General features: G+C 64.5%; 22 protein-coding genes. 8 read left to right on the top strand and 14 right to left on the bottom strand.

The features are described 5' to 3' along the window. The first annotated feature begins 17 nt into the window (after positions 1–17). The 3 genes from ACQZAB_RS04695 (at position 18) to ACQZAB_RS04705 (ending at position 2,720) form a co-directional block, all read left to right on the top strand. Entirely contained in the window at positions 18–521 is a 504-nt protein-coding gene (locus ACQZAB_RS04695) for a division/cell wall cluster transcriptional repressor MraZ (RefSeq protein ID WP_428387532.1), read from the top strand. A gap of 350 nt (positions 522–871) precedes the next feature. After that, positions 872–1,546, top strand: coding sequence for a hypothetical protein (locus tag ACQZAB_RS04700; RefSeq protein ID WP_428387533.1), 675 nt, complete (start codon positions 872–874; stop codon positions 1,544–1,546). A 226-nt stretch (positions 1,547–1,772) separates the two neighbouring features. Continuing rightward, a complete protein-coding gene (locus tag ACQZAB_RS04705) occupies positions 1,773–2,720 on the top strand; it encodes an MqnA/MqnD/SBP family protein (protein ID WP_428387535.1) in 948 nt (315 codons plus the stop codon). 260 nt (positions 2,721–2,980) lie between these two features. Here the strand turns inward: ACQZAB_RS04705 and ACQZAB_RS04710 are convergent, their stop codons facing one another. The 7 genes from ACQZAB_RS04710 to ACQZAB_RS04740 all read right to left on the bottom strand — a co-directional run bounded on the left by ACQZAB_RS04710 (position 2,981) and on the right by ACQZAB_RS04740 (position 8,492). Then, the gene (locus ACQZAB_RS04710; protein ID WP_428387537.1) at positions 2,981–3,658 is read right to left on the bottom strand and encodes a hypothetical protein; all 678 of its coding nucleotides are present in this window, start codon (positions 3,656–3,658) and stop codon (positions 2,981–2,983) included. 112 nt (positions 3,659–3,770) lie between these two features. After that, positions 3,771–5,342 carry a terminase large subunit domain-containing protein gene (locus tag ACQZAB_RS04715; protein WP_428387539.1) on the bottom strand — a complete coding sequence of 524 codons (1,572 nt, stop codon included), beginning with the start codon at positions 5,340–5,342 and terminating at the stop codon, positions 3,771–3,773. Further along, the gene (locus ACQZAB_RS04720; RefSeq protein ID WP_428387541.1) at positions 5,335–5,772 is read right to left on the bottom strand and encodes a hypothetical protein; all 438 of its coding nucleotides are present in this window, start codon (positions 5,770–5,772) and stop codon (positions 5,335–5,337) included. Before ACQZAB_RS04720 ends, ACQZAB_RS04715 begins: the two co-directional genes overlap by 8 nt. Before the next feature lie 3 nt (positions 5,773–5,775). Continuing rightward, on the bottom strand, positions 5,776–6,426 hold the full coding sequence (locus tag ACQZAB_RS04725; protein ID WP_428387543.1) for a ParB/RepB/Spo0J family partition protein: 651 nt from the start codon (positions 6,424–6,426) through the stop codon (positions 5,776–5,778). After that, complete coding sequence (locus tag ACQZAB_RS04730) at positions 6,371–7,252, bottom strand: hypothetical protein (RefSeq protein ID WP_428387545.1); 882 nt, start codon at positions 7,250–7,252, stop codon at positions 6,371–6,373. Before ACQZAB_RS04730 ends, ACQZAB_RS04725 begins: the two co-directional genes overlap by 56 nt. After that, entirely contained in the window at positions 7,249–7,950 is a 702-nt protein-coding gene (locus ACQZAB_RS04735; protein WP_428387547.1) for an ATP-binding cassette domain-containing protein, read from the bottom strand. Before ACQZAB_RS04735 ends, ACQZAB_RS04730 begins: the two co-directional genes overlap by 4 nt. Before the next feature lie 125 nt (positions 7,951–8,075). Continuing rightward, positions 8,076–8,492: a sigma factor-like helix-turn-helix DNA-binding protein gene (locus tag ACQZAB_RS04740; protein ID WP_428387549.1), complete on the bottom strand. Its 417-nt coding sequence runs from the start codon at positions 8,490–8,492 to the stop codon at positions 8,076–8,078. A 175-nt stretch (positions 8,493–8,667) separates the two neighbouring features. Between ACQZAB_RS04740 and ACQZAB_RS04745 the strand changes: the two genes are divergently transcribed. Continuing rightward, a complete protein-coding gene (locus ACQZAB_RS04745; RefSeq protein ID WP_428387551.1) occupies positions 8,668–9,570 on the top strand; it encodes a helix-turn-helix domain-containing protein in 903 nt (300 codons plus the stop codon). Positions 9,571–9,658: 88 nt separating this feature from the next. Then, positions 9,659–10,423 carry a sulfite exporter TauE/SafE family protein gene (locus ACQZAB_RS04750; protein ID WP_428387554.1) on the top strand — a complete coding sequence of 255 codons (765 nt, stop codon included), beginning with the start codon at positions 9,659–9,661 and terminating at the stop codon, positions 10,421–10,423. On the opposite strand, the gene ACQZAB_RS04755 is transcribed toward ACQZAB_RS04750, so the two are convergent. From ACQZAB_RS04755 to ACQZAB_RS04765, 3 genes are all read right to left on the bottom strand, one after another. Beyond that, entirely contained in the window at positions 10,420–10,623 is a 204-nt protein-coding gene (locus ACQZAB_RS04755; protein ID WP_428387556.1) for a tautomerase family protein, read from the bottom strand. The genes ACQZAB_RS04750 and ACQZAB_RS04755 overlap by 4 nt on opposite strands. An 11-nt stretch (positions 10,624–10,634) precedes the next feature. After that, the gene (locus ACQZAB_RS04760; protein WP_428387558.1) at positions 10,635–12,269 is read right to left on the bottom strand and encodes a phosphodiester glycosidase family protein; all 1,635 of its coding nucleotides are present in this window, start codon (positions 12,267–12,269) and stop codon (positions 10,635–10,637) included. Positions 12,270–12,374: 105 nt separating this feature from the next. Continuing rightward, complete coding sequence (locus ACQZAB_RS04765) at positions 12,375–14,519, bottom strand: amylo-alpha-1,6-glucosidase (RefSeq protein ID WP_428387560.1); 2,145 nt, start codon at positions 14,517–14,519, stop codon at positions 12,375–12,377. A gap of 98 nt (positions 14,520–14,617) precedes the next feature. Here ACQZAB_RS04765 and miaE point away from each other — a divergent pair, with 98 nt between their 5' ends. The 3 genes from miaE to ACQZAB_RS04780 are packed head-to-tail and all read left to right on the top strand — an operon-like array spanning position 14,618 to position 16,163. Further along, positions 14,618–15,253, top strand: coding sequence for a tRNA isopentenyl-2-thiomethyl-A-37 hydroxylase MiaE (miaE, locus tag ACQZAB_RS04770; RefSeq protein ID WP_428387562.1), 636 nt, complete (start codon positions 14,618–14,620; stop codon positions 15,251–15,253). A gap of 24 nt (positions 15,254–15,277) precedes the next feature. Next, a complete protein-coding gene (locus ACQZAB_RS04775; protein ID WP_428387564.1) occupies positions 15,278–15,730 on the top strand; it encodes a cytochrome c oxidase assembly factor Coa1 family protein in 453 nt (150 codons plus the stop codon). Between the two features lie 31 nt (positions 15,731–15,761). Further along, positions 15,762–16,163: a hypothetical protein gene (locus ACQZAB_RS04780; protein WP_428387566.1), complete on the top strand. Its 402-nt coding sequence runs from the start codon at positions 15,762–15,764 to the stop codon at positions 16,161–16,163. A 72-nt stretch (positions 16,164–16,235) separates the two neighbouring features. On the opposite strand, the gene mraY is transcribed toward ACQZAB_RS04780, so the two are convergent. The 4 genes from mraY to ACQZAB_RS04800 form a co-directional block, all read right to left on the bottom strand. After that, positions 16,236–17,450: a phospho-N-acetylmuramoyl-pentapeptide-transferase gene (gene mraY / locus ACQZAB_RS04785; protein ID WP_428387569.1), complete on the bottom strand. Its 1,215-nt coding sequence runs from the start codon at positions 17,448–17,450 to the stop codon at positions 16,236–16,238. A 42-nt stretch (positions 17,451–17,492) separates the two neighbouring features. After that, complete coding sequence (locus ACQZAB_RS04790) at positions 17,493–18,923, bottom strand: UDP-N-acetylmuramoyl-tripeptide--D-alanyl-D-alanine ligase (protein ID WP_428387571.1); 1,431 nt, start codon at positions 18,921–18,923, stop codon at positions 17,493–17,495. After that, positions 18,920–20,446 (bottom strand): UDP-N-acetylmuramoyl-L-alanyl-D-glutamate--2,6-diaminopimelate ligase, encoded by a 1,527-nt coding sequence (locus ACQZAB_RS04795; RefSeq protein ID WP_428387573.1) that lies wholly within the window; start codon positions 20,444–20,446, stop codon positions 18,920–18,922. The genes ACQZAB_RS04790 and ACQZAB_RS04795 overlap by 4 nt, the downstream gene beginning before the upstream one ends. 83 nt (positions 20,447–20,529) lie before the next feature. Continuing rightward, complete coding sequence (locus ACQZAB_RS04800; protein WP_428387575.1) at positions 20,530–20,733, bottom strand: hypothetical protein; 204 nt, start codon at positions 20,731–20,733, stop codon at positions 20,530–20,532. Positions 20,734–20,753 lie beyond the last annotated feature (20 nt).

Below are 20,753 nucleotides of genomic sequence, written 5' to 3' on the forward strand. Positions count from 1 at the left end.
GAGCAGAGGGGCCTAGCGTGGTTCTTACCGGCAGCTACGAACACACGATCGACACGAAGAACCGGATTGCGATTCCGGTGGATCTTCGGGCGGCGATTCAGCGTTCGGCTGGTGGCGGGGATGACGTGGCTGGCCTGGTGTTTTACGTCAATCCTTCGGATCGGCAGGACGCTTTGCGGTTGTTTCCCGAGGCGGCCTTTGAGAAGCGAGCGGCGGAGCTGGAGCATTCTGAGCTTCCGGCGGATGAGTTGCTGGCTTATGAGGAAGTGTTTTTTGGGCTCAGCTTTCGGGTTGAGACGGACAAGCAGGGACGTGTTCGGCTGCCTGAGACTTTGTTGGACGCCGTGGCGATTGGACGTGATGTCGCTGTGGTCGGGCAGAAGGACCACATTGTGCTGATGCCGCAGGAGGCCTGGCGTGCGACGAAGGCGGCCAAGCTCGGGCAGAAGCAGTATTTCAGGAACCCGCGTGCGGCGATGCGTTTGGTCGGGCGTGAACCGTCGGATGGTCCGGCGTTGTAGGGCAGGAAATTTGCTGGTCGGCAGGACGCTGGCCGGTTGATGAGCAAGGCGGCCTTGGAAGGTCGCGAAGGCTTCAGCGAAGGTAGAACGGATTCGCGGCTAAGACATCTGACAGGCGACGCTCGGGCCCGGGTTACGGACGATTTGGGCTGTCAGGGTGCCGGTAGCATCGGTGATCGGGCTGGCTGGGAGCTTGCTTTGATCTAGAACGCCGGATGGCCGTCTTTTGGGCTTGGCACCTTCGTTGATTTTATCAGGGCGGTCGCGGATGGCCGCCTGCCGGCTGTTGTTTGTGTCTACGCGGTGGATTTCGTGTGGCAAAGGGTGTCTTCTCGGGGTATCTTACGGCTATGAAGTCTTTACATCGTCTTGTTTCCGGTGCGGTTGGTGTTTCCTCGCGGCTTCGTCTGCTGGCTGTGTGTCTGTCTGGGGCGGTGGCTCTGGGGGGGCTGACAGGTTGTGAGAGCCTGGCTCTTGATGTCAAGGATGTTTATTCGCGGACGGATGCGGCCGGGGTGGCGGATGAGCCTGAGGCCTCGCCCGTTCGGATGGTGATGGACGGGATGACGACCTCGGAGGCGTTGTCGCGGGCGGAGGAGATGCTGCGTGGCGAGGGTTTCTGGATCGAGCGGACTGATCGGCTGGATGGCTTGCTGAGGACGTTGCCGGCTCCGGTGCCGGTGGCGGGCGAGGTCTGGGAGGGCCCCGCGGCGAGTGCGGAGGCGCAGGCGGCCGCGACGTTGTCGCCGATGCGTCGGATCGCGGAGGTGAAGGCGGAGCCGGTGGATGCGGGGTGCGTGGTGACGGTGACCGTGCAGCACGAGCGTCTGCGGGTGGTGGATCGGCGGATCGATGGTTCGTTTGGGAAGCGGGTGTACTACGACACAGGCGGTCGCTTGAATACCAATGCTGTTGGTATATCGCCCACATGGACGGGAGATCCGCGTAGCGAGCGGACGATGTGGGTGCCGGCGGGTCGTGATGTGGGGTTGGAGCTGCGGCTGCTTGAGGTATTGAAGGGGTAGGGGGGGGGCAGGGGGGTAGGGGGGCTTTGAGCGTGTTGGAAGGCCCGCGCACAGCCGTGGTGACACACCGCGGCTCGAGATTCGTTCATTTCTTGATCTTCGTAAATTTGTTGATGCTCTCCGTTGAACCTGCGGGGGCCGACGCGGCCCGGCTTGCTGCGGTTGGGTGAGGTTTGGGGCGGGGGGATCGCCTAGACTTGTCTCCACGATTGTGAAGGAGCTGGTTTTGGTTCAGACGGAAGAGATGCTGGTTCGGATTGGTCACTCGCCTGATCCCGATGATGCGTTCATGTGGTACCCACTGGCGAACTTCACGGGTCCGAACGGGGTGGTGCATCGGCCGCAGATCGATACGCGGGGGTTTGGGTTTGAGCATGTGATGGAGGACATCGAGTCGTTGAACCAGCGTTCGGAGCGGGGCGAGCTGGAGGTGACGGCGCTGTCGATTCATCAGTTTCCGTATGTCGCGGATCGGTATGTGCTGACGAGCTGCGGGTCGTCGATGGGGGATGGGTATGGTCCGATCGTGGTGGCGAAGGCGGAGGGAGAGGCAACCGCCCCCGGAAGGCAGCAGGGGGGTGATGGTGGGGCGGCTGGGCTCAAGTGGCTCAAGGGCAAGCGGCTGGCGATCCCGGGGATTCGGACGAGTGCGTGGCTGTCGATGCAGTTGCGTCTGGCTGAGGCGGGGATGAGCGCGAAGGACGTGGACTGGTCGGTCGTAGCGTTTGATGAGATTCCGGAGGCGGTGCTGTCGGGGCGGGCGGATGCGGGGCTGTTGATCCACGAGGGGCAGCTGACGTACGAGCAGCAGGGTTTGAAGCTGGTGGAGGACCTGGGTGTCTGGTGGACGCAGACGCGTGGGCTGCCCTTGCCGTTGGGGGGTAATGCGATTCGGAAGGACCTTGGGGATCAGGTGGGACCCTTGTGTCGGGTCCTGCTGGACTCGATCGAGTGGGCGCTGGCTCATCGGGAGGAGAGTGTGGGGTTTGCGTTGCAGTGGGCGCGGGGGATGGAGAGTGATCTGGCGGATCGGTTTGTGGGGATGTATGTGAATCAGTGGACGCTGGATTATGGCGAGCGGGGTCGTGCTGCGGTGACGCGTCTGATTGAGGAGGGTGTTGGTGCGGGGCTGGTGCCGGATAAAGGGCCGGTGGTTTTTGCGGAGCCGGGGTGAGTTGGAGGGACTGACAGACGGTGTCAGGCGGCAGAGAGCACAGCTGCGGTGACCCACCGCGGCTCGAACGGATTTTGTTTAATGAGGCGTGCGCACTTGCCAGCGTTCGTTGGTCACGACCTATCCTGTTGTCAGCATCGTGGCACCAGGCGTGAAGTCATCGAAGCTGTTGGCTCTGTGGGCAGCGGACTGCCCACAGCCACCCAAGACGTGGGTGATTGGGCACGACTGTAGAAGCGTCGTGGCACGCCGAAGGAAAGTCATGGGGTGGGTACGGCCGTGAGGGTGTTCTGTCGGAGTTGGCGTATCTGGTTTTCGAGTTGGGTGATTCGGGTGATTTGGTCGGTGGTTTGAGCCGGCGTTTGCTGGAGGGCGCGGGTGAGGATGGCGTTTTCCTGCTCGGCGGCGCCGGCGCGGGCGGCTTGGGACCAGCTGATAGAGAGGGTGAGCAGGAGGAGGGCGGCGAAGATGGCCCAGCTGGTGAAGGTGAGTTTGCGGAGTCGACGGTGTTGGTCGTCGAGTCGTTCGAGCTTGTCGTGGGCTTCGTCGGTTTGTCGCTGGGCGAGGACGATGGCGGCCCCGGCGAGTCGCTGGTAGCGGTGGGCTTCGGATTCATTGTCGCCGGTGGGCGCGGTGTTGGCGAGGAGGTCGCCTGGCGCGAAGGTGCGTGGTTGATCGGGGTCGTAGAGGGCCTGGATGGCTTGCTCGGGGGAGTTGGTGGGGCTGTGGGGCTTTGGCTGTGTATCTGTGGTTCGGTGGTCTGGTGGAGAGTCTTGTTGGGGTTCGGGGGCGATGGCTGAGGGGATTCGGACCTGTTTGCGGCCGTGGGCATCGACGCGGGCTTCGAGCATGGCTCGGGCGATGCGTCGTCGGATGGTAGAGGTGCTGACGTTGAGGGCTTGGGCGGCTTCGGTGATGGTGACCCAGGTGTCCGGCACGGTGATCTCCCTCGCGCGTTGTGTTGCTGCTTAGGGATGATGTCGGATGGATGGGGTTAGGGGTTAAGCCGTAGGTGTGGAAGCGGGTGACTGGTTGAGGGTTAGCGCGGATTCAGTAGAAGCGGATTTTGGTGGCGTGTGAGTTGAGGTCGAGATTGACGATGAGGTAGCGGAGGGCGTCGGCGAGGTGGTCGGGTCCGTCTTTGACGGGAGTATCGGTGTGGGGGGCGCGGTGGTCGAAGTGGTAGGTCTGGAGGGCGTGGATGAGGTGCTCGCAGCGGGGGTCGATGGTGAGGCGGTTGCGGTCGAGGTAGGTGCGGACGCGCTCGATGCCGTCGCGGAGCGGGTGACGGCGGGAGCGGATGCGGAAACCGCGATCGCGGAGTCGCTGGATATCGGAGCGTCCGGTCTGGGCGTTGCGTGCGGAGCCGGCGGGATCAACGGCGAGCCACTTGGGGTTGGCGTGGCCGCGGGCGAGGATGCGGTCGATGTGCTGATCGAGGGTGAGATCGGTTCGGCGGTACTCATCGATGATGTGGAGGTGTGGGAGGCCGGTCACGGATTGGTATTGGCGGGCCCAGATGAAGGCGGTGGGTGAGCGGAGGCCGAAGTCCATCCCGGCGAGGAGACAGGGGGGGTTGGTGTCGGCTGCCTGTTCGGGTTCGAGGTGCATGACGAGGACGTGTCTGGCGGGGTCGAAGGAGGGGTAGACGGCGTCTTCGATGGTGGGGCGTTCGCAGAGCATCTCGGACTGCCAGGTGTTCTCGGAGGTTCGGGCGCGGAGCTGGATGAGGTCGTCGATGGGGATGAAGCCGTTGGCGTGTTTGGCTTGGCCCTGGCATTCGGGTTGGAGTGGGCAGGGATCGCAGGGTTTGTCGGGTGGGCACTGCGCGGCGACGTCGAGTGTGGTCCAGCGGAGGATGCGTCGGGTGGTGGTATCGGCCTGGGGTTGATCGGGGCCGGTGTGTTGTCCGGTGAGGGTGGCCATGAGGCCGGAGGGTCGGTGGGCGGTCGAGAGGGCGTGGACGGACCCGCGGACCTGCCAGTCGCCACAGGTGCCGGAGCGTGTGGTGAGCTGGGCGGCCTGCCAGATGTCGGTTTGGAACTCGTCGACTTCGTCGCAGCGGAGTCGATGGACGCGGGTACCACGGATGGAGCGGTGGGATTGAGCGAGGAGTTCGACTCTGGAGCCGTTGGACAAGGTGAGGCTGCGTTGGGTGGGTGCGGTGGCAAGGATGGCGTTGTCGGAGCCGGGTTGGGTGTCGTGGAGGAGCGGGGCGTGGAGGAGTCGGAGTAGGTGCTCGTGCATGCGGAGCGATTGGTCGAGCGACCCGCCAAGGATGCGGAGCTGTATGCCTTGTTTGAAGAGGAGGTCGAGCAGGGTGGCGATCGCGCCGAGCATGGTTTTGCCGCTGCCTCGTGAGGCCCAGACGACGAGGTCGGCGGGGAGGTTGTGGAGGTTGGGCGGGAGTTGGTTGGCGGGGTGGTGGTCGGCGAAGAAGCTGGCGGCGAGGTAGTCGAAGGGGGCGTTGGAGTCGTCGAGGAGTGGTTGGCGGGTGATGTTGACGCCAAGGCCGAGGTGGACGAAGCGGTGGAGTTGATGGGGTGTGTGAGGGCAGGCGGTCTGGATGAGTCGGAGGCGGGCACCGGGTCTGCGTGCGAGCGTTCTGGAGGCATCAGGCATCGGCGATGGTCTCGGTGTCGGCGGGTTGGTCGGTGACTGCTTCGTAGAGGAGTTGGCGGAGGTCGACGGGGGTGTCGTCGGGGTTGCTGGTTTCGGCTGGCTGGTCGGGGGGTGGGGTGTGTCGATCGAGTTTGAGGAGGTCGACGCAGGCTTTGCGTGCGGTTTCGGCGGAGGTGGGTTCTTCGGCGGAGGCGAGGGTGAGCAGGCGTGAGGCGGCCATGAGTCGGCAGCGGCCGAGGAGGAGCTGGGTCTGGAGGTCGGCGAGGGAGCAGAGGGCGGTGAGGGTGGTGACGGTTTTGTCGCGGGAGGCCCACTCGGCGAGTTGGGCGGTTGAGAGCTTGTGCTTCTCGGCGATGCCGACCCAGTCGGTCTCGGCGCGGATGAGGTCGGCGAGGAGGGCGCGGGCGCGGAGGTTGGAGAGTTTCGGCATGGGTCAGTCCTTGTTGTGCGCGGCCTGGGTCGCGCGTTCGACGATTGCGATGAGTGCGTCGCTTCGTGGTCCGGGGTGTTCGCGGAGAGCGGCTTCGAGCTTCTGTCGGTTGGTGGGGGTGAGGAAGAAGTGGACGGCGACCGGTTGGGCATCGGGATGGATGGGGGGTTTGAGGGCGGGGGCTTTGTGGGTGAGTTCGATCAGGCGTTCGGCGACGGAGCGGTCCTCGGGCAGGAGGGGCGAGATCTCCGGGAGGGGGATGTGCTGGGTGAGTTCGGCGAGGAGTTCGCCTCGGCGTTTGGGGTTGTCGGCGCCGCGGAGCTGGTTGAGGGTGGCGAGGAGGATGAGGGCGCGGGCGTCGTCGACGTGCCAGATGACGCACTGTGCGGTGGGGTGTTCGAGCTGGCGGAGCACGGCGATGCGATGGTGGCCGTCGAGGATCTGGTAGCGCTGGGTTTCGGCGGGTTTGTCGGTGTCGGGCGCAAGCGGCCTGACGATGATGGGTGGGTACTGGTTGGTTTCGCGGATGTGCCGGGCGAGGAGGTCGATCATGCGTTGACGCATGACGTTGCTGTTGAGCGGGTGTGCTTCGAGGGCATTAAGCGGGAGGTGGTGGATCTCCTGGTGCTGGTTGGCTGGGAGGCTTGCTGGCATGTTGGTGCTCGTGATGGTTGTGGTTGAGGTGGACGAAGTAGACGGGCTCGAGGAGGACGCGGGTGCGCGCGGCGTGGAGTTGGGCGAGCGGGTCAGTCGTTCGGCGGCCGGAGCGGCCGGCGTTGTGCTGGTACCAGCGTGCTATCTCGCGCGTGAGCCATGTCTGCTGTTGCGTTGGGCGCTCTTGGATGGTTTGCCACAACCGTGCGGGGTGGGCCAGGTCGGTGCGCACGAAGCCTGTTGTTGCGAGGGCGTCGAGCAGGCGCTGATCGCAGGGCAGGGGCGGACGGCGGTAGGCGGTCATGCCGGCGCGGGCGAAGAAGGGATTGATGCGTCCCATGGCGGCGAGGGCTTCGGTGATGGGGGTGGTGGCGGTGGCGAGGGCGTGGCGGACGAGTCGAACGGCGAGGCCGAGGCCTCGGAACTGTGGGTGGACGATAACGCGGCTGATGCAACGGACTTCCTGGTTGAGGAGTTTGGCGCGTTCGGCGGGTGGCAGCCAGGTGCCGTAGCGGTTGTCGAGGGCGTGGTCGCGGAGGTGGCAGGAGAGGGCGGGGAGGGATTCGGTGAGCACGGCGACGGCGGTTGGCTGGGGTTTGTGGTTGAGCCAGCGATCGGTTGCGGTGGGCAGGGTGGTCGAGGCGGTGAGGATGCGGGTGGCGGTGGCGGGTTTGTCGGCGAGGTAGTGGAAGGGGGCGAGCTGGCGGAGATCGGACCAGCGGCCTGTCGTGATGGTGATGTCCTCTTCGGGTGCGCGCTGATCGGTCGGGGGGAGTTGGCGGTAGCGTCGGGACAGTGAGCGGGTGGTTGGGCTTGGGGCGGTCATCTTGTGTGGATTCTGGTTTCGCCTGCTGGGGTGAGTTCGATGAGGGTGTTGGGGTTGAGGGGTTCGAGGAGGTCGTCATGGGTGGTGGCGGCGATGAAAGCGCAGGGGGTTTGGTTAACCCAGCGGCGAAGGGTTCTGGCGATGTTGGCGGCGGTGAGGCGGTCGAGTGGGGCGGCGAACTCGTCGGCGATGACAACTGGCGCGATCTTGGGCTGTTGGGCGATCTGATGCTCGGCGAGTGCGAGGGCTTGCGCGAGTTGAAGTCGGAAGTGTTGTCCCTGTGAGAGGTGCCGGGGCTGGCGGAGCAGGAGGGGGGCTTCGGCGAGTCCGGCGAGGCTCATCCATCGGGTGGTGGCGTCGAGATCGTTGGGTAGAGGCGTGGGGAAGCCTTCGGCGATGGGGCGGTTTGGCCAGGGCGGGAGGGCGTCGAGGCGGATGTGCTGGTCGGGTTGGAGGTGGGTTGGGATGAGAGCCTGTTCGAGGGTGCGGAGGAGTGTGGACTTGCCGGTGCCTGAGGGGCCGGTGAGGAAGATGAGCTCGTACGGGCGGAGGGAGAGGGTGAAGGGCTGGAAGAGGGGCGGCGGCTGGGGGTGTTCGGCGTCGAGGCCGAAGCAGGCGGCGGCTTCGGCGGCGAGGCGGCCGATCGCGGGCTGCGGGGAGAGGTCCGGGCTGATTTCGACGGTGATGTTGTTTAACAACAGTGAAACTCCGAGCGTCGATATGCGCGTGATGGCTGGTGCTGATCTGCCTGGAGTCGTGGCGTTTGCTTTGTGCGCACGATCGCGGCGTGGGGGTCGCCTGGGTGTAACCTTGATGCGGGTGGTTAGAGTCTGGCGAGGGCCTGAACGATGCGCATGTGCTCGCGGACACGGTGGAGGGTGAGGCCGGATTCGCGGGCGGCGGCTCGGAGGCTGCGGCCGTGTATGGCGACGCGTCGGGCGGTGGGTCGGACGGTTCTGGGGAGGATGTCTTCCTGGGCGGCGACGAAGCGGAAAAGGTCGGAATTCAGGCGTTTGACGATGTTTCGGATGCGCCGCTGAAGGGTGCGCGGGGGCAGGCCGGTGAGGCGAGCGAGGTCGGCGATGGAGAGGCCGTGGCGGTAAACCTGCTCGAGGAGGAGGCGTTCGTCGCTGGGCAGGAGTGGTGCGAGCCGGAGGACGCGTTCGGCGTGTGATCGCTGGCTGACACGGGCGCTCAGGTTTTTCTGGGTGGCTCGGGTGATGGGGTCGGAATGCGTCATGTCTCTGCCCTTGAAGTTTGGTAAATGTTTGGTATTCTAAGTGTGTCCGGCAGGTTGTCAACCCTTTGTATAGAGATTATTAAACCATGCGAAACGGTCGATCTACCTTATTCATTGTTATTTATCATTATTTTGCTTTACCTTGAGTTAAGGTTGTTCATACAGGGAGTCTGGGATGTCTGCGGCAGGTACTGAATCGTCACGAGAGCGTTTCGGGGAGCTCGTGCGGCGTCTACGTCGGCGGCGGGGTTTGACGCTTGATGCGTTGGCGGAGCGGTGTGGTGTGACGAAGGGGTATCTCTCATTGATTGAGAATGAGCGCGTCGGTACGCCTAGCGATGAGGTGGTGAACGGGTTGGCGGCCGGCTTGGGTGTGAGTGATGGCTCCCTGCATCGTGCGGCGGACTGGGCGACGACGCCCGACGCGATCCGCAGGGAGGTTGATCGTTTGCGTGCTGGCTGGGCGGTGTCGCAGCGGCTGGCTCGGCGACTTCGTTCGGGCGCGGGTGAATCGGAGCCTGGCACAGGGGATGACCTCGGCGGGGCGTGTTTTGTGGATCTTGATGCGATGTATCGGTCGGGTGAGCTTGGGGAGGCACGGCATGCGGATGGGGTGGCGGAAGCTGGTGGTGAGGCTGCCGACCGCGACGAGACGCTGCGGTTGTTGGCCGAGGCGATGGGGAGTCGGGTGCCTGTGATTAATCGGGTGCCGGCTGGGTATCCGGCGGCGTTTACGGATCTGGATTTTCCGGCGCGGGTGGCGGATGAGTATGTGCACTGTCCTGATCTGCGTGACCGAGATGCGTTTGCGGCGCGGGTGGTGGGGGATTCGATGGAGCCTGCATACCGGGAGGGAGATGTGGTGGTGTTTTCGCCTGAGGCGGATGTCGTGGATGGGTGCGACTGCTTTGTGCGTTTGGAGCCTGACCACGACACGACGTTCAAGCGGGTGTTTTTCGATGAGGGTGGGAAGCTGGTTCGTTTGCAGCCGTTGAATGCGGCGTACCCGCCTCGGGTGGTGGAAAGGGAGGGTGTGGCGGGTTTGTACCGGGCGGTGTGGCGGATGACGCGGCTATAGCTCTTTGCTGCGGTCGTGCGCATTGCGGTTCTCCCCAGGTGGTTGGGGTGTCGGGTGTGTGCGCACGTTGATCGGCTATGCTCGGCGGATGAGTGTGTCTGAGGTTTTATGGATCCTGCTGGCCCATGCGTTGGGTTTCTTTTTGCAGGGCATAGCGGGCTTCGGTTCAGGGCTGGTGGTGGTGCCGATTCTTGTGTGGGCGGGGATGGAATTGCCGTTGGCGATCGGCGCGCTTTTGGGGGGCGTGGTGATTGCGACGGGGCAGGGTTGTTGGCGACGGCGGGCGGACTATCGGTGGTCGGATGTGTGGTCGATCTCGTGGTGGCGGTTGCTGGGATTACCGGTGGGGGTGTGGTTGCTGATGCAGTTGATGGTTTGGGAGCCGTGGCGGATCAAGCAGGCGGTTGGTTTGTTTCTGGGTGCGGCTGTGCTGACGATGTGGCTGGCGAAGGTTCGGCCGCGCAAGCATCTTGCTTACCGGTGGACGGTTCTGGCGGGATTGGGGAGTGGGGTGACGGGCGGGTTGGTGGGGATGAGCGGGCCGCTGGCGGCCTTGTGGGTGATGGCACATGACTGGCCGGCGGAGCGGGCGAGGGCGACGTTGTGGGGGTTGTTTTTGGTGTTCTCCCCGGTGGCAGCGGTGGTGCTGACGTGGCGTTTCGGGTGGGATGTGGCGTGGGCGTTTTTTGTGGGGATGGCCTGTTTTCCGGCGGCTGCGACGGCGGATGTCGTCGGCGATCGCATCGGTCGCAAGCTGTCACAGGAGGGTCTGCGGCGGGTGGCCTATGGCCTGTTGATGGTGATTGCGTTGGTGGCGGTTGTTGAGCCGTGGGTGATGGGGCGTGGCGGCTAGTCGTTCTGCTTGCGGTATTCGGTGGTGAGCATGCCGGCGAAGCCCCAGTTCTCGGGATCGACCTCGTCGATGACGATGTGGGTGTGCTCGGGTTTCTTGCCCAGGACGTCCACCAGTGCGGCGGTGATGGGTTTGACGAGTTCGGCTTTCTGTTCTGCGGAGACGCCGTCTCTGGTGATTCTGACGTTGACGTAGGGCATGGTTGCTCCGGTTAATCGATGGTTGTGCGTCGCGTGGTGAGCGTGGCGAGGAAGATGCTCATGGCTGCGGCGGCGGAGGGCTCGGGGATGATGAGTGACGATAGGTCGCCGTTGGGATTGTGGGCGACGGTGTCGATGTAGAGGGTGCCGGACCAGTTGGTGCCGCCGGTGGTGTCGGGGGCGGAGGAGAAGTAGAGGGAATCGATGAAGGTGTTGGCTCCATCGATGTCGCCGTCGCCGTTGTCATCGGGTGTCCAGTGGTCGTCGTTTTCGAGGTTCCACTGGTAGAGGTGCCATTGGCCGTCGGCGATGATCGGCAGGAAGGTGGCCTGCTCGCGTCCGTTGACGGTGGGGCTGCCGTCGTCGAGGAGCATGCTGACGAAGAGGGGTTCGGCGCCGGGATCGCGTCGGATGAAGAGGCCGACGTAGCCGGTGGGTGCGAGGGCTTTGCCGTCGATGGTGTTGTTGTTGGGTTGGGTGCCGCCTGAGGGGTAGCGGAACTGCATTCGCGCGGGATCGGCGTTGGTGTTGGTGATGTCGATGCGGAGGGCGTTGTCGCCGGCCTGGGGGTTGCTGGCATCGAGTGCGGTGGTAATGGCGGCGACGTTGTTTTTGCCTGCTACGCCTCGGGTGGAGCTGAAGCGGCCTTTCGAGGTGTTGAAGTCGTCGATGATGGTGAGTTCGGAGAGGGTGTCGATGGGGTTGGGTGCGAGCGGGCGGGGTGGCTCGGGCAGCGGGGTGTAGTTGGGGTTGGGTGTGGCGAAGACGCCGAGGTTGTTGGCAACGAGTCGGGGGTTGCCTGGGCGCAGGAGCGAGGAGCCGTCGGAGGGGCTGTTGATGACGCGGGCGTTGGCGATGTTGTCGTCGGAGTCGTCGAAGGCGAGGGTGGTTGAGCCGCCGCCATCGATGTTGATGGCGTTGTTGATGCCGAAGTGGAGGAAGAGTTCGGCCATCTCGGTGGTGCGCATGCCGGAGGAGAAGTCGCCTTGTCGGCCATCGACGGTCATGAGCATGATGCGGCCGTCGGGTGCGACGCCGAGTGCGGTGTGCGGGTTGAGTGCGTTGGTGTAGCTGTCGTTGGGTGCGGTGATGGCTCCGTTGGTGAGGATGCGTTGGTTGCCGCCTATAGCGTTGTAGAGGGGGATGCCTTCGAGGGTGTCGTAGGCGCCGGGTGTAGCGGCGGAGAGGGCGGCGGCGTTGTTATTGGCGTCGATGTTGAAGATGGGTTGGCCGGTGTACCAGTTGGGTGAGTAGCCGGAGCCTCTGGAGACGCCGGTGTGGGTGACGTTGGCCTGTCCGTTACCGGCGTCGCTGTAGAAGTCGCCGTTGATGCCGATCTGGACGCCGAAGGTGTTGACGAAGTCGGGTGTGGTGTAGCGGGTGACTTCGCCCTGGAGGCGGCCGTTGCCGGGTTGCATCAGGAAGCTGATGCCTTCGGCTTCGGGATCGATCTCGACGAGGTGGACGACGAGGGGTCTGGGGAGGTTGAGGTCGTCGCTGGCGGTAGAGCCGTCGGCGGCTTCGATGATCTGGTAGTGGGTGACGCCGAGGAAGGGTTCAGCGGTCTGGATGATGGCGGCGGGTGCGGTGGGGGTGATCAGGGCGGTGCAGAGGGCGGTGGCGAGCGCTGAGAACGCAGGGCGCATGGGTGATCTCCCTAATATCATATGGATCGTGCAACCTACCGACTATACCCATGGGGAGTCGATCGCCACGGGGTTGGCATCTGAATTAGGGGTTCATGCGGAGGGCTACTGGTCGTGCCGATGGATGAGCTCGAGGATGCGGAGGAGCTCGGCGACGGACCATGCCTGGGCGGGGCAGCCGACGGGGCGGTGGGGATCGGCGGATTCGAAGATTTCGGGGAGTTGGCCGGTGCCGGTGTGGCGGAGGTGATCGAGGAGGGGGGTGATGGCGGCGAGGGCTCGGGCGCGGGCCGGAGAGGAGAAGTCGTGAGCGCGGAGGAGGGCTTCGGCGTAGGGGCCGATGAGCCATGGCCAGATGGTGCCCTGGTGGTAGGCCTTATCGCGGTCGTAGGGTGAGCCGGTGTAGCGGGGATGGTGGTTGGGGTGATCTGTGGGAAGCGTGCGGAGGCCGAAGGGGGTGAGGAGTTTGTCGGTGACGGTTTCTACGACGGCCTGGCTGTGTTTGGGGTCGAGCGGGGCGTTTGGCAGGGAAATGGCGAGGAGTTGGTTGGGTCGGAGGGTGGGGTCGCGATGGGTTTTGCCGTCGGCGTTGGTGTGGATGTGATCGAAGAGGGCCTGGGTGCGCTCGTTCCAGAAGGTTTTGGTGAAGGAGCGGTGGGCGTGCTCGGCGAGGTGTCGGCAGCGGTCGGCGGCGTCGGGGTGTGCGTTCGCGAGGACCTGGGCGAGGCGGGCGTTGACGGAGGCCCAGAGGGCGTTGATCTCGACACACTTGCCGGGGCGTGGGGTGAATACGGTGCCTTCGGCGGCGGCGTCCATCCAGGTGAGCTGGGTGTTTGGGTCGCCGGCGTTGATGAGGCCGTCCTCGTCGAGGGCGATAAGGGGTTGGTCCGAGGTGTGTTCGGGGGGCGAGGTGCCGCGGACGTGGTGATCGATGATGTCGAGGCAGGCGTCGGCGAGCCAGGTGGTGAGGGATTCGGTGTCGGCGGAACGTTCGGCGTACTCGAGGGCGGCGTGGATGAACCAGAGGGAGGCGTCGGCGGTGTTGTAGTGGGCGAGGGATCCGTCACGGTCGTCGAAGCGGTTGGGGATGAGGCCGTTGGCTCGGTGCTGGGCGAAGGCGGCGAGGGTGTCGCGGGCTTCGGTCAAGCGGCCAGTCGTCAGGAGCAGGCCGGGTAGTGCGATGAAGGTGTCGCGGCCCCAGTCGGCGAACCAGGGGTAGCCTGCGATGAGTGTGGTCAGTTGCCGGCCCTGAGATTCGCGGCGGACGGTGAAGTCGGCGGCGGCGATGGCGAGGGTGTGGCGGAGCTGGCGATCGGGGTCGGCCTGCTCGGGGATGGGGAGTTTCTCGGCGATGGCGACGAGGCCGCGTTGGTGGGGGTTGGCGCTCTGGGGTTCGGCGGCGGGGGTGTTGGGGTCGGTTGAGAGGGAGGCGGTGAGGGTGAGGTCATGGTCTTCGGCGGGGGGGAGGTTGGCTTCGAAAGCGCCGGGGACGAAGAGGTCTTCGCGGTCGTCCTGTCCGCGCTCAGCTTCGAGGGGATATCGGACGTTGTGCCACCATGTGGGATCGGGCTGGAAGGGGGCCTGATCGGTGCGGAGGGTGAGGTGGAGGTGATCGTCGGCGGCGATGCTGAGTTCGTTCTGAGCGATCTGGAGGTCGAGGGTGGGGGACTCGTGTTCGCGGAGGAGGTGGTGGAAGTCGCGGAGGGCGACCATGGGTCGGATGCGGAGGGCGGCGCCTTCGGGTGTGTGCTGGAGGCCGTTGATGCGGTAGCGGAGGGTGATGGCGGAGGCGTTGTGGTGGAGGGTGAGCTCGCGGGTGAAGCGGATGCCTTCGGCGGAGCCGGCGGCGTGGCCGATGTGGTATTCCCAGACGACGGAGAGGCCTTTTTCGAAGCGGACGAGGTGGTCGATGCCGTTGGGGGAGAAGACGGGCTGGCCGGTGTCGAGGGAGCGGAACTGGCAGGTGGCGAACTCAAGGGTCCGTAAGGTGGTTCGGGAGGAGCCGTTGGTGCCGACGAGCTCGGGGATCTGGAGTTGTTCGAGGGTCTGGCTGAGGGCGAGGATGCGGCCGACGGGTGGGGTGGTGGCTGCGATCAGTAAGCCGTGGTATCGGCGGGTGTTGCAGCCGGCGAGGGTTCCCATGGCGAAGCCGCCTTGGGCGTTGGTGAGGAGCCATTCCCGGGACAAACAGCGGTCGCGGCCGAGTTCGGCGGTATCGACGGCGTGAGTTTGCCAGGGGTCGTGGGTCATGGGTCTATTATTGATCGTTTGTCTGGGGTGACGGGTTGAGGAAAAGGGGTAAGGTTGGGGGAATGTCCGGAGTCGTTCGATCGGCCAGGAGTGTGTCGATGGTGATCGAGGTTCGCGAGATTGAGATGCCGTTGCTGAGCCGGACGGCTGCCGGCTGGGCGGAGCGGGTGCTGGGTGATCCGGTGGCGCTTTTGAATGATCATGCGCATCTGGAGAAGAAGGCGGCGTTGAACGCGATGGAGTTGTTGAATCAGTGGCCGGCACCGGTGCCGCCTGAGGCGTGGGTTCAGCAGATGACGGCGGTGGCTCGGGAGGAGATTGAGCATCTGCAGACGGTTTTGCGGCTACTGCATGGTCGGGGTGGGGTGTTCAGCAAGGGGCACCGGAATCCGTACGCTGGTGGGCTGCGGGATCTGATTCGGAAGGGGCCGGGTGGTCGGATTGAATTGATTATGGATCGGTTGCTGGTTTCGGCGCTGATTGAGGTGCGGAGCTGCGAGCGTTTTGCGGTGCTGGCAGAGGTGGCGACGGATGAGGAGTTGGCGGGTTTGTACCGGGACCTGTGGGCGAGTGAGCATGGGCACTATCGGACGTTTTTGAATCTGGCGCAGCGGCTGCCTGGGGTGAATGATGAGGCGGTGGCGACGAGGTGGGCGGAGATGCTGGCGGCGGAGGCGGCGATTCTGGCGGAGCAGGAGCCGGGGTACGGAATGCACTCTGGGGTTGATGGTTGAGCAGATCTGAATGAAGGGTTTGATGTGAGCAGTCCATCCGTGGAACCGAGTGATCTGGCGGTCAAGGCGGCGCAGCAGGCGTGGTGGGATCAGAACAAGCGCTGGTTCATCCCGGTGCTGGTGGGGGTGCCGTTGCTGGCGACGGTGTTGGGGCTGGTGATCGGGGTGCTGTATGCGGGGCGCGCGTTGTGGGAGGCGGAGGTGACGGCGATGTCGCTGGAGCGGGTGCGGGCGTCGGCGGAGGTGGTGGATCTGGTGGGCGAGCCGATCGAGACGGGGTGGCTGATTCAGGGGTCGGTGGATGAGGCGGCCGGGGTGGCGGAGCTGCGTTATGTGATTGAGGGGCCGAAGGGGGACGCAGGGGTGCGGGTGAAGGGGGCGTTGGTGGACGGGACTTGGGTGGTGACAGGGTTGGATGTGGGGGCTGGGGAGCGGGTGGTGGTGTTGGAGGGTGAGGAACAATCGTCTCTTGAATAGTTAATCACACAGCAGGCACGAAGCAGTATCAATGACATTCCAGCAAGCGTGGGATCAAGCAGCATTAAATCATTGGTACTGCGCCACGATAGGCCTGCAGTATGTGGTCGCGCCATTGATTGGCGTGGCTTACGTTTTGGTTTTTCGTCATCGTGTCGTTGATGCAAGAAGGCTTTTTCTTTTGATTGTGATGCTCGCGTTGTTTGCTCTTGTGTGGGAATCAACAACCCAGAGCATCCATGTAAAATGGGTACTACGCCACGCGGCTTCGCGTAGCGATGAGGAGAAGGCGTTGGTTGCGTTGCGTGACACGGGCAACCTTGCTTTTGCCCCATTCGTTGCATTCATGCGTGGGTTAGCGGCTTGTGGGTTGTTGGTGCTGGCTGCGCTACTAACCAAGTGGCTCCTAAGACCGGTGCGTCGTGGGCTTTGAATCCATCATGGAAGCGGGCCGACACGGCCCGGCTCACCATTCACTGGGGTATGTGAGCTCCTAGCTGGGCCGTTAGCGAATTTTGATCGTGGCCAGCGCAATGGCGACGAGTAGGGCGGTGGTGAGCCAGAAGCGGATGACGGTTTGTTGTTCGGTCCAGCCGCCGAGGTGGAAGTGGTGGTGGATGGGGGCGCAGCGGAAGATGCGTTTGCCGCCTGTGAGTTTGTAGTAGCCAACCTGCAGGATGACGGAGAGAGCTTCGAGGACGAAGATGCCGCCGATGAGGAGCAGGAGGAATTCTTGTCGGATAACGACGGCGATGAAGCCGATGAGGCCGCCCAGGGGCAGGGAGCCGGAGTCGCCCATGAAGACGCGGGCGGGGTGGCAATTGAACCAGAGGAAGCCGAGGCAGCCGCCTGTCATGGAGCCGGCGAGGACGGCGAGTTCGTCGGAGAGGGGGATGTAGGGGACGAGGAGGTATTTGGCGAGGACGAAGTCGTTGAGGGTGAAGCCGGCGATGAGGCAGAGGACCATGAATGCGAAGGCGACGATGACCATGACGCCTGAGGCGAGTCCGTCCATGCCGTCGGAGAGGTTAACGGCGTTGGACATGCCAACGATGACGAGGACGGCGATGGCGACGAAGGGGATGGTGCCGAGGACGATGAGGGTTTCAGCGGGGACAAAGGTGGTGCCGTCCCAGGTCCAGGTTTTGAAGAAGGGGAGGGTGAGGGAGTGGGACATGGTGGCGGCGTAGTCGTAGTCGGCGAGGCCGCCGAACTTGTTGGCGCCGTGGTGGTGGATGAAGAGGCCGAGGATGACGGCGATGGCGATCTGGAAGAGGAGTTTTTCCCAGGAGTGGAGGCCGTCGCGGGTGCCGGGTTTGCGGCGGGCGGTGGTGAGTTTGAGCCAGTCGTCGGCGAGTCCGAGGAGGAAGAGCCAGATGAGGCAGATGAGGCCCATCTGGACGTAGAAGGAGGTGAGGTCGGCGAGGAGGAGGGTGGTGGCAAGGATGGCTCCTGAGATGAGGATCCCGCCCATGGTGGGGGTGGATCGTTTGTGTTTCATGACCTCGTTGAGGTCGGCGTTGTGGAACTCGGGGTTGTCCTGGATTTTCTGGGCGACGAGCCAGCGGATGGTGCGTTCGCCGAAGGCGATGACGATGGTGAAGGAGAGGATGATGGCGAGCAGGGCGCGGAACTCGACGTAGCGGAAGACGCCGAGGGGGCCGAGGAGGGCGGATTCATCGATCCAGGATCCGAGGGCTTGGATGAGGGCGTGGATCATGGTTAGGCGGCGTCCGTGTCGCTGGGGGTCCCGTCCCTGGGGTCAGTGTAGATCATCGGTTCGGGAAGTGAATCTTGCTTCGATTGCTCGTCGGAGGCGGAGGAAGTCGAGTCCGAGGGAGGCTTTGATCAGGATGCTGCCGGGTTTGTCGCTGATGCGCTCGGTGATGCGGGTGATGGCGTCGTTGGAGGGTTCGGGTTCGATGACGGGGCTGAGGCGCTTGAAGGCGTCGTGTTGGGCGGCGGCTGCGTAGTGGGGGCCGACGAGGAAGAGCTGCTGGATGTCGTCCGTGTGCCTGGCGAGCTTCGTGAGGATCTGTAGATGGGCTTCTGTGGTGTGGGTGCCGAGTTCGAGCATGTCGCCGAGGACGATGGTGCGGTGGGAGGTGGGGATGTGGAGGAAGGTGTCGATGGCGAGGGTGCTGGACTCGGGGTTGGCGTTGTAGGCGTCGTCGATGAGCAAGTGGTTGGGGAGTTGGATGGGTTCGAGGCGGCGGGCGACGGTGGGCAAGTGGGCGAGACCGTTGGCGGCGGCTTTAGGATCGACGTTGAGCTCGTGGGCGATGGCCAGGGCGGCGAGGACGTTGAAGGCGTTGTGGCGGCCGAGCATCGGGAGGGTGATCTCGATGTGCTGGCCATGGATCGAGGCGGTGAAGTCGATGCCTGTAGCGGTTTGGCGGAAGGTGTTGGGGATGAGGTGGATGGGTGCGGAAGTGTCGATGTCTGAATAAAGGATGGGTTGGAAGCGGGCGGTGCGTTCGGGCTGTTGTCGCTGGGCGACTGACCATGCCTGGGTGGAGCTGATGATGGTGGCGGGCGGTTGGAGGTGGAGGAGGGCGGAGGTTTCTTCGGCGGTGACGCCGGCGAGGTTGTGGAAGTGTTCGAGGTGCTCGCTGCCGAGGGTGGTGAGGATGAGGTGGGTGGGCTGGGCGAGTGTGGCGAGGGGCTGGAGTTCGCCGGGGTGGTTGGTGCCGAGTTCGGCGACGAGGAAATCGTGGTTCGGTCGGACTTGGAGGAGGGTAAGGGGGACGCCTAGGTGGTTGTTGAAGGATTTGGGGGACTGGCTGCCTGTGCGTTGGGCGGCGAGGGCAGCGTGGGCCATCTGGCGGGTGGTGGTTTTGCCGTTGGAGCCGATGACGGCGACGACGGGGATGTTGAAGGCGTTTCGGTGGGCGGCGGCGGCCTTGTGGAGGGCGGTGAGGGTGTCTTCTACGCGCAGTAGCGGGAGTGTTGTTGTTTGGGGGTAGGGCTGGCTGACGATGGCAGCGGCTGCTCCGGCTTTGGCGGCGGCTTCGAGGTGATCATGGCCGTCGGCTTTGTCGGAGCGGAGGGCGATGAATACGTCGCCGGGCAGAAGCGTGCGGGTGTCTATTGAGAAACCGGATATTGAAGCGCTGGCGTCGGTGGGGAGCGTGAGCCAGCGGCCATCAATGGTGGTGGCCAGGGAGGTGAGTGTTGTGATTGGCTGGGTCATTGGGCGCGCTCCTTGAGGGCGTTGAGCGCGTGCTGGCGGTCGTCGAAGGAGTGGCGGACGCCTTGGATCTCCTGATAGGTCTCGTGGCCTTTGCCGGCGATGAGGATGGTGTCGGAGGGGTTGGCGGTGAGGATGGTCTGGTGGATGGCGTTGGCGCGGTCGGGTTCGATGGTGAGGTGATCGGTATGAGATGCTGGGATGCCGGGGAGGGCATCCTTAATGATGTCCTGTGGGTCTTCGGAGCGGGGGTTGTCGGAGGTGATGACGAGGTGGTCGGCGTGTTTGGCGGCGGCTGCGGCCATGAGGGGTCTTTTGGAGGCGTCGCGGTCTCCGCCACAGCCGAAGAGGATGATCAGACGGCCGGGCGCGAGGGCTTTGAGCGTTTGGCCGGCGTGGTCGAGGGAGTCGGGGGTGTGGGCGTAGTCGACGAAGACGGCGGGTTGGCTGGAGGTTGATCGGGGGAGGGGAAAATTGGGGTTGGGGATGGGCTCCAGGCGGCCTGGAACTGGGGGAAGGGCGCGGAGCAGGGGGTCGAGGTCGTCGGGTAAGTCGATCAGGTTGGCGGCGGCGAGGAGGGCCTGGAGGAGGTTGGCGATGTTGTGGTCGCCGAGGAGTGGGAGGCTGGCGTGCTGTTCGCCCCAGGGACCCTTCAGGGTGGCCTCGGTGTGTCTGAGGGTGCGTTTGTGGATGGTGGCTCTGGCCGTGGACGTGATAGCGAAGCCGTGGGTTTGGGGTGCCTCTGGGCGGAGGGTTGTGAGGTGGAGGTTGGCGGGGCAGTCTCTGGCCATGCGGGGCCAGTGGGGGTCGTCGGCGTTGAGTATGGCGTGGTCGTGGGGGATGAGGCGGTCAAAGAGTCTGGCTTTGGCGGCGGCATAGGCGGTCATATCGCCGTGGTAGTCGAGGTGATCCTGGGTGAGGTTGGTAAAGATGGCGGCGGCGGGGGCGAGGTGGTCGGTGCGCCCCTGGTGGAGGGCGTGGGAGGAGGCTTCGTAGACGGCGGCCTGGCCGTTGGCGTCTCGGATGGTTGCGAGGAATCGGGTGAGCTCGATGGCACCGGGGGTGGTGAGGGTGGCGGGGTGGCGGGCGGCGATGAGGTCGTTGTGGATGGTGCCGAGGAGGCCGGTGGGGAGGCCGGCGGCGGTGAGCAGGTGCTGGAGGTAGAGGGTGGTGGTGGACTTACCATTGGTGCCGGTGACGGCGGCGAGTTTGAGGGCTCGGGCGGGATGGTGGTGGAGGCGTTCGGCGAGTTGGCCGCAGAGGGATTGGCCGATTTCGGGGGTGGTCAGAAGCGCGAGAGGTTCTCGGACGTTGGGTTCGTTATCGGGCGTGGTGAGAATGGCGGCGGGGTTGGCGGCGAGTGCCTGGGTGAGGTCCTCGCGTCGCTGATGGCGGCGGTGGATGAAGAGGGATGCGGGGGTGGCTTGGTCGGGGAGGTCGGTGAGGTGGGTGATGGGGAGGTCGGGATTGGCGCGCAAAAGCTGGATCGGCAGATCCAGCGTGAGTTCGCGGAGGGTGATGGGCATGGGCCTGGCTTCCTCGTCGAGGAGGTTTTAGCAGGCAGGGGCGGCGTGTGGTGGTTTGTTGGCCTGGCGTCGTTGTGTGGGCCTCAGGCGGCGATGGCGTGGCCGCGGGTGGTGACGGCGGGGACGGTGGTGGTTCGCGTCCAGGTGGAGGAGCGCCCGCGCCGCGAGGAGAGGCTGAGGCGGCGGAGGTAGTCGTTGAGGGTGGACTCGTCGAAGCGGGTGAGGAACTCGGGGGAAGCGGTGCGGTTGACGCGACGGATGGAATCGATCAGCTGGTGCTTGCTCATGGGCGGGTTCCTCGTGGTTT

This window comes from Mucisphaera sp., from assembly GCF_965279675.1.
In the GTDB taxonomy this organism is placed as follows: domain Bacteria; phylum Planctomycetota; class Phycisphaerae; order Phycisphaerales; family Phycisphaeraceae; genus Mucisphaera.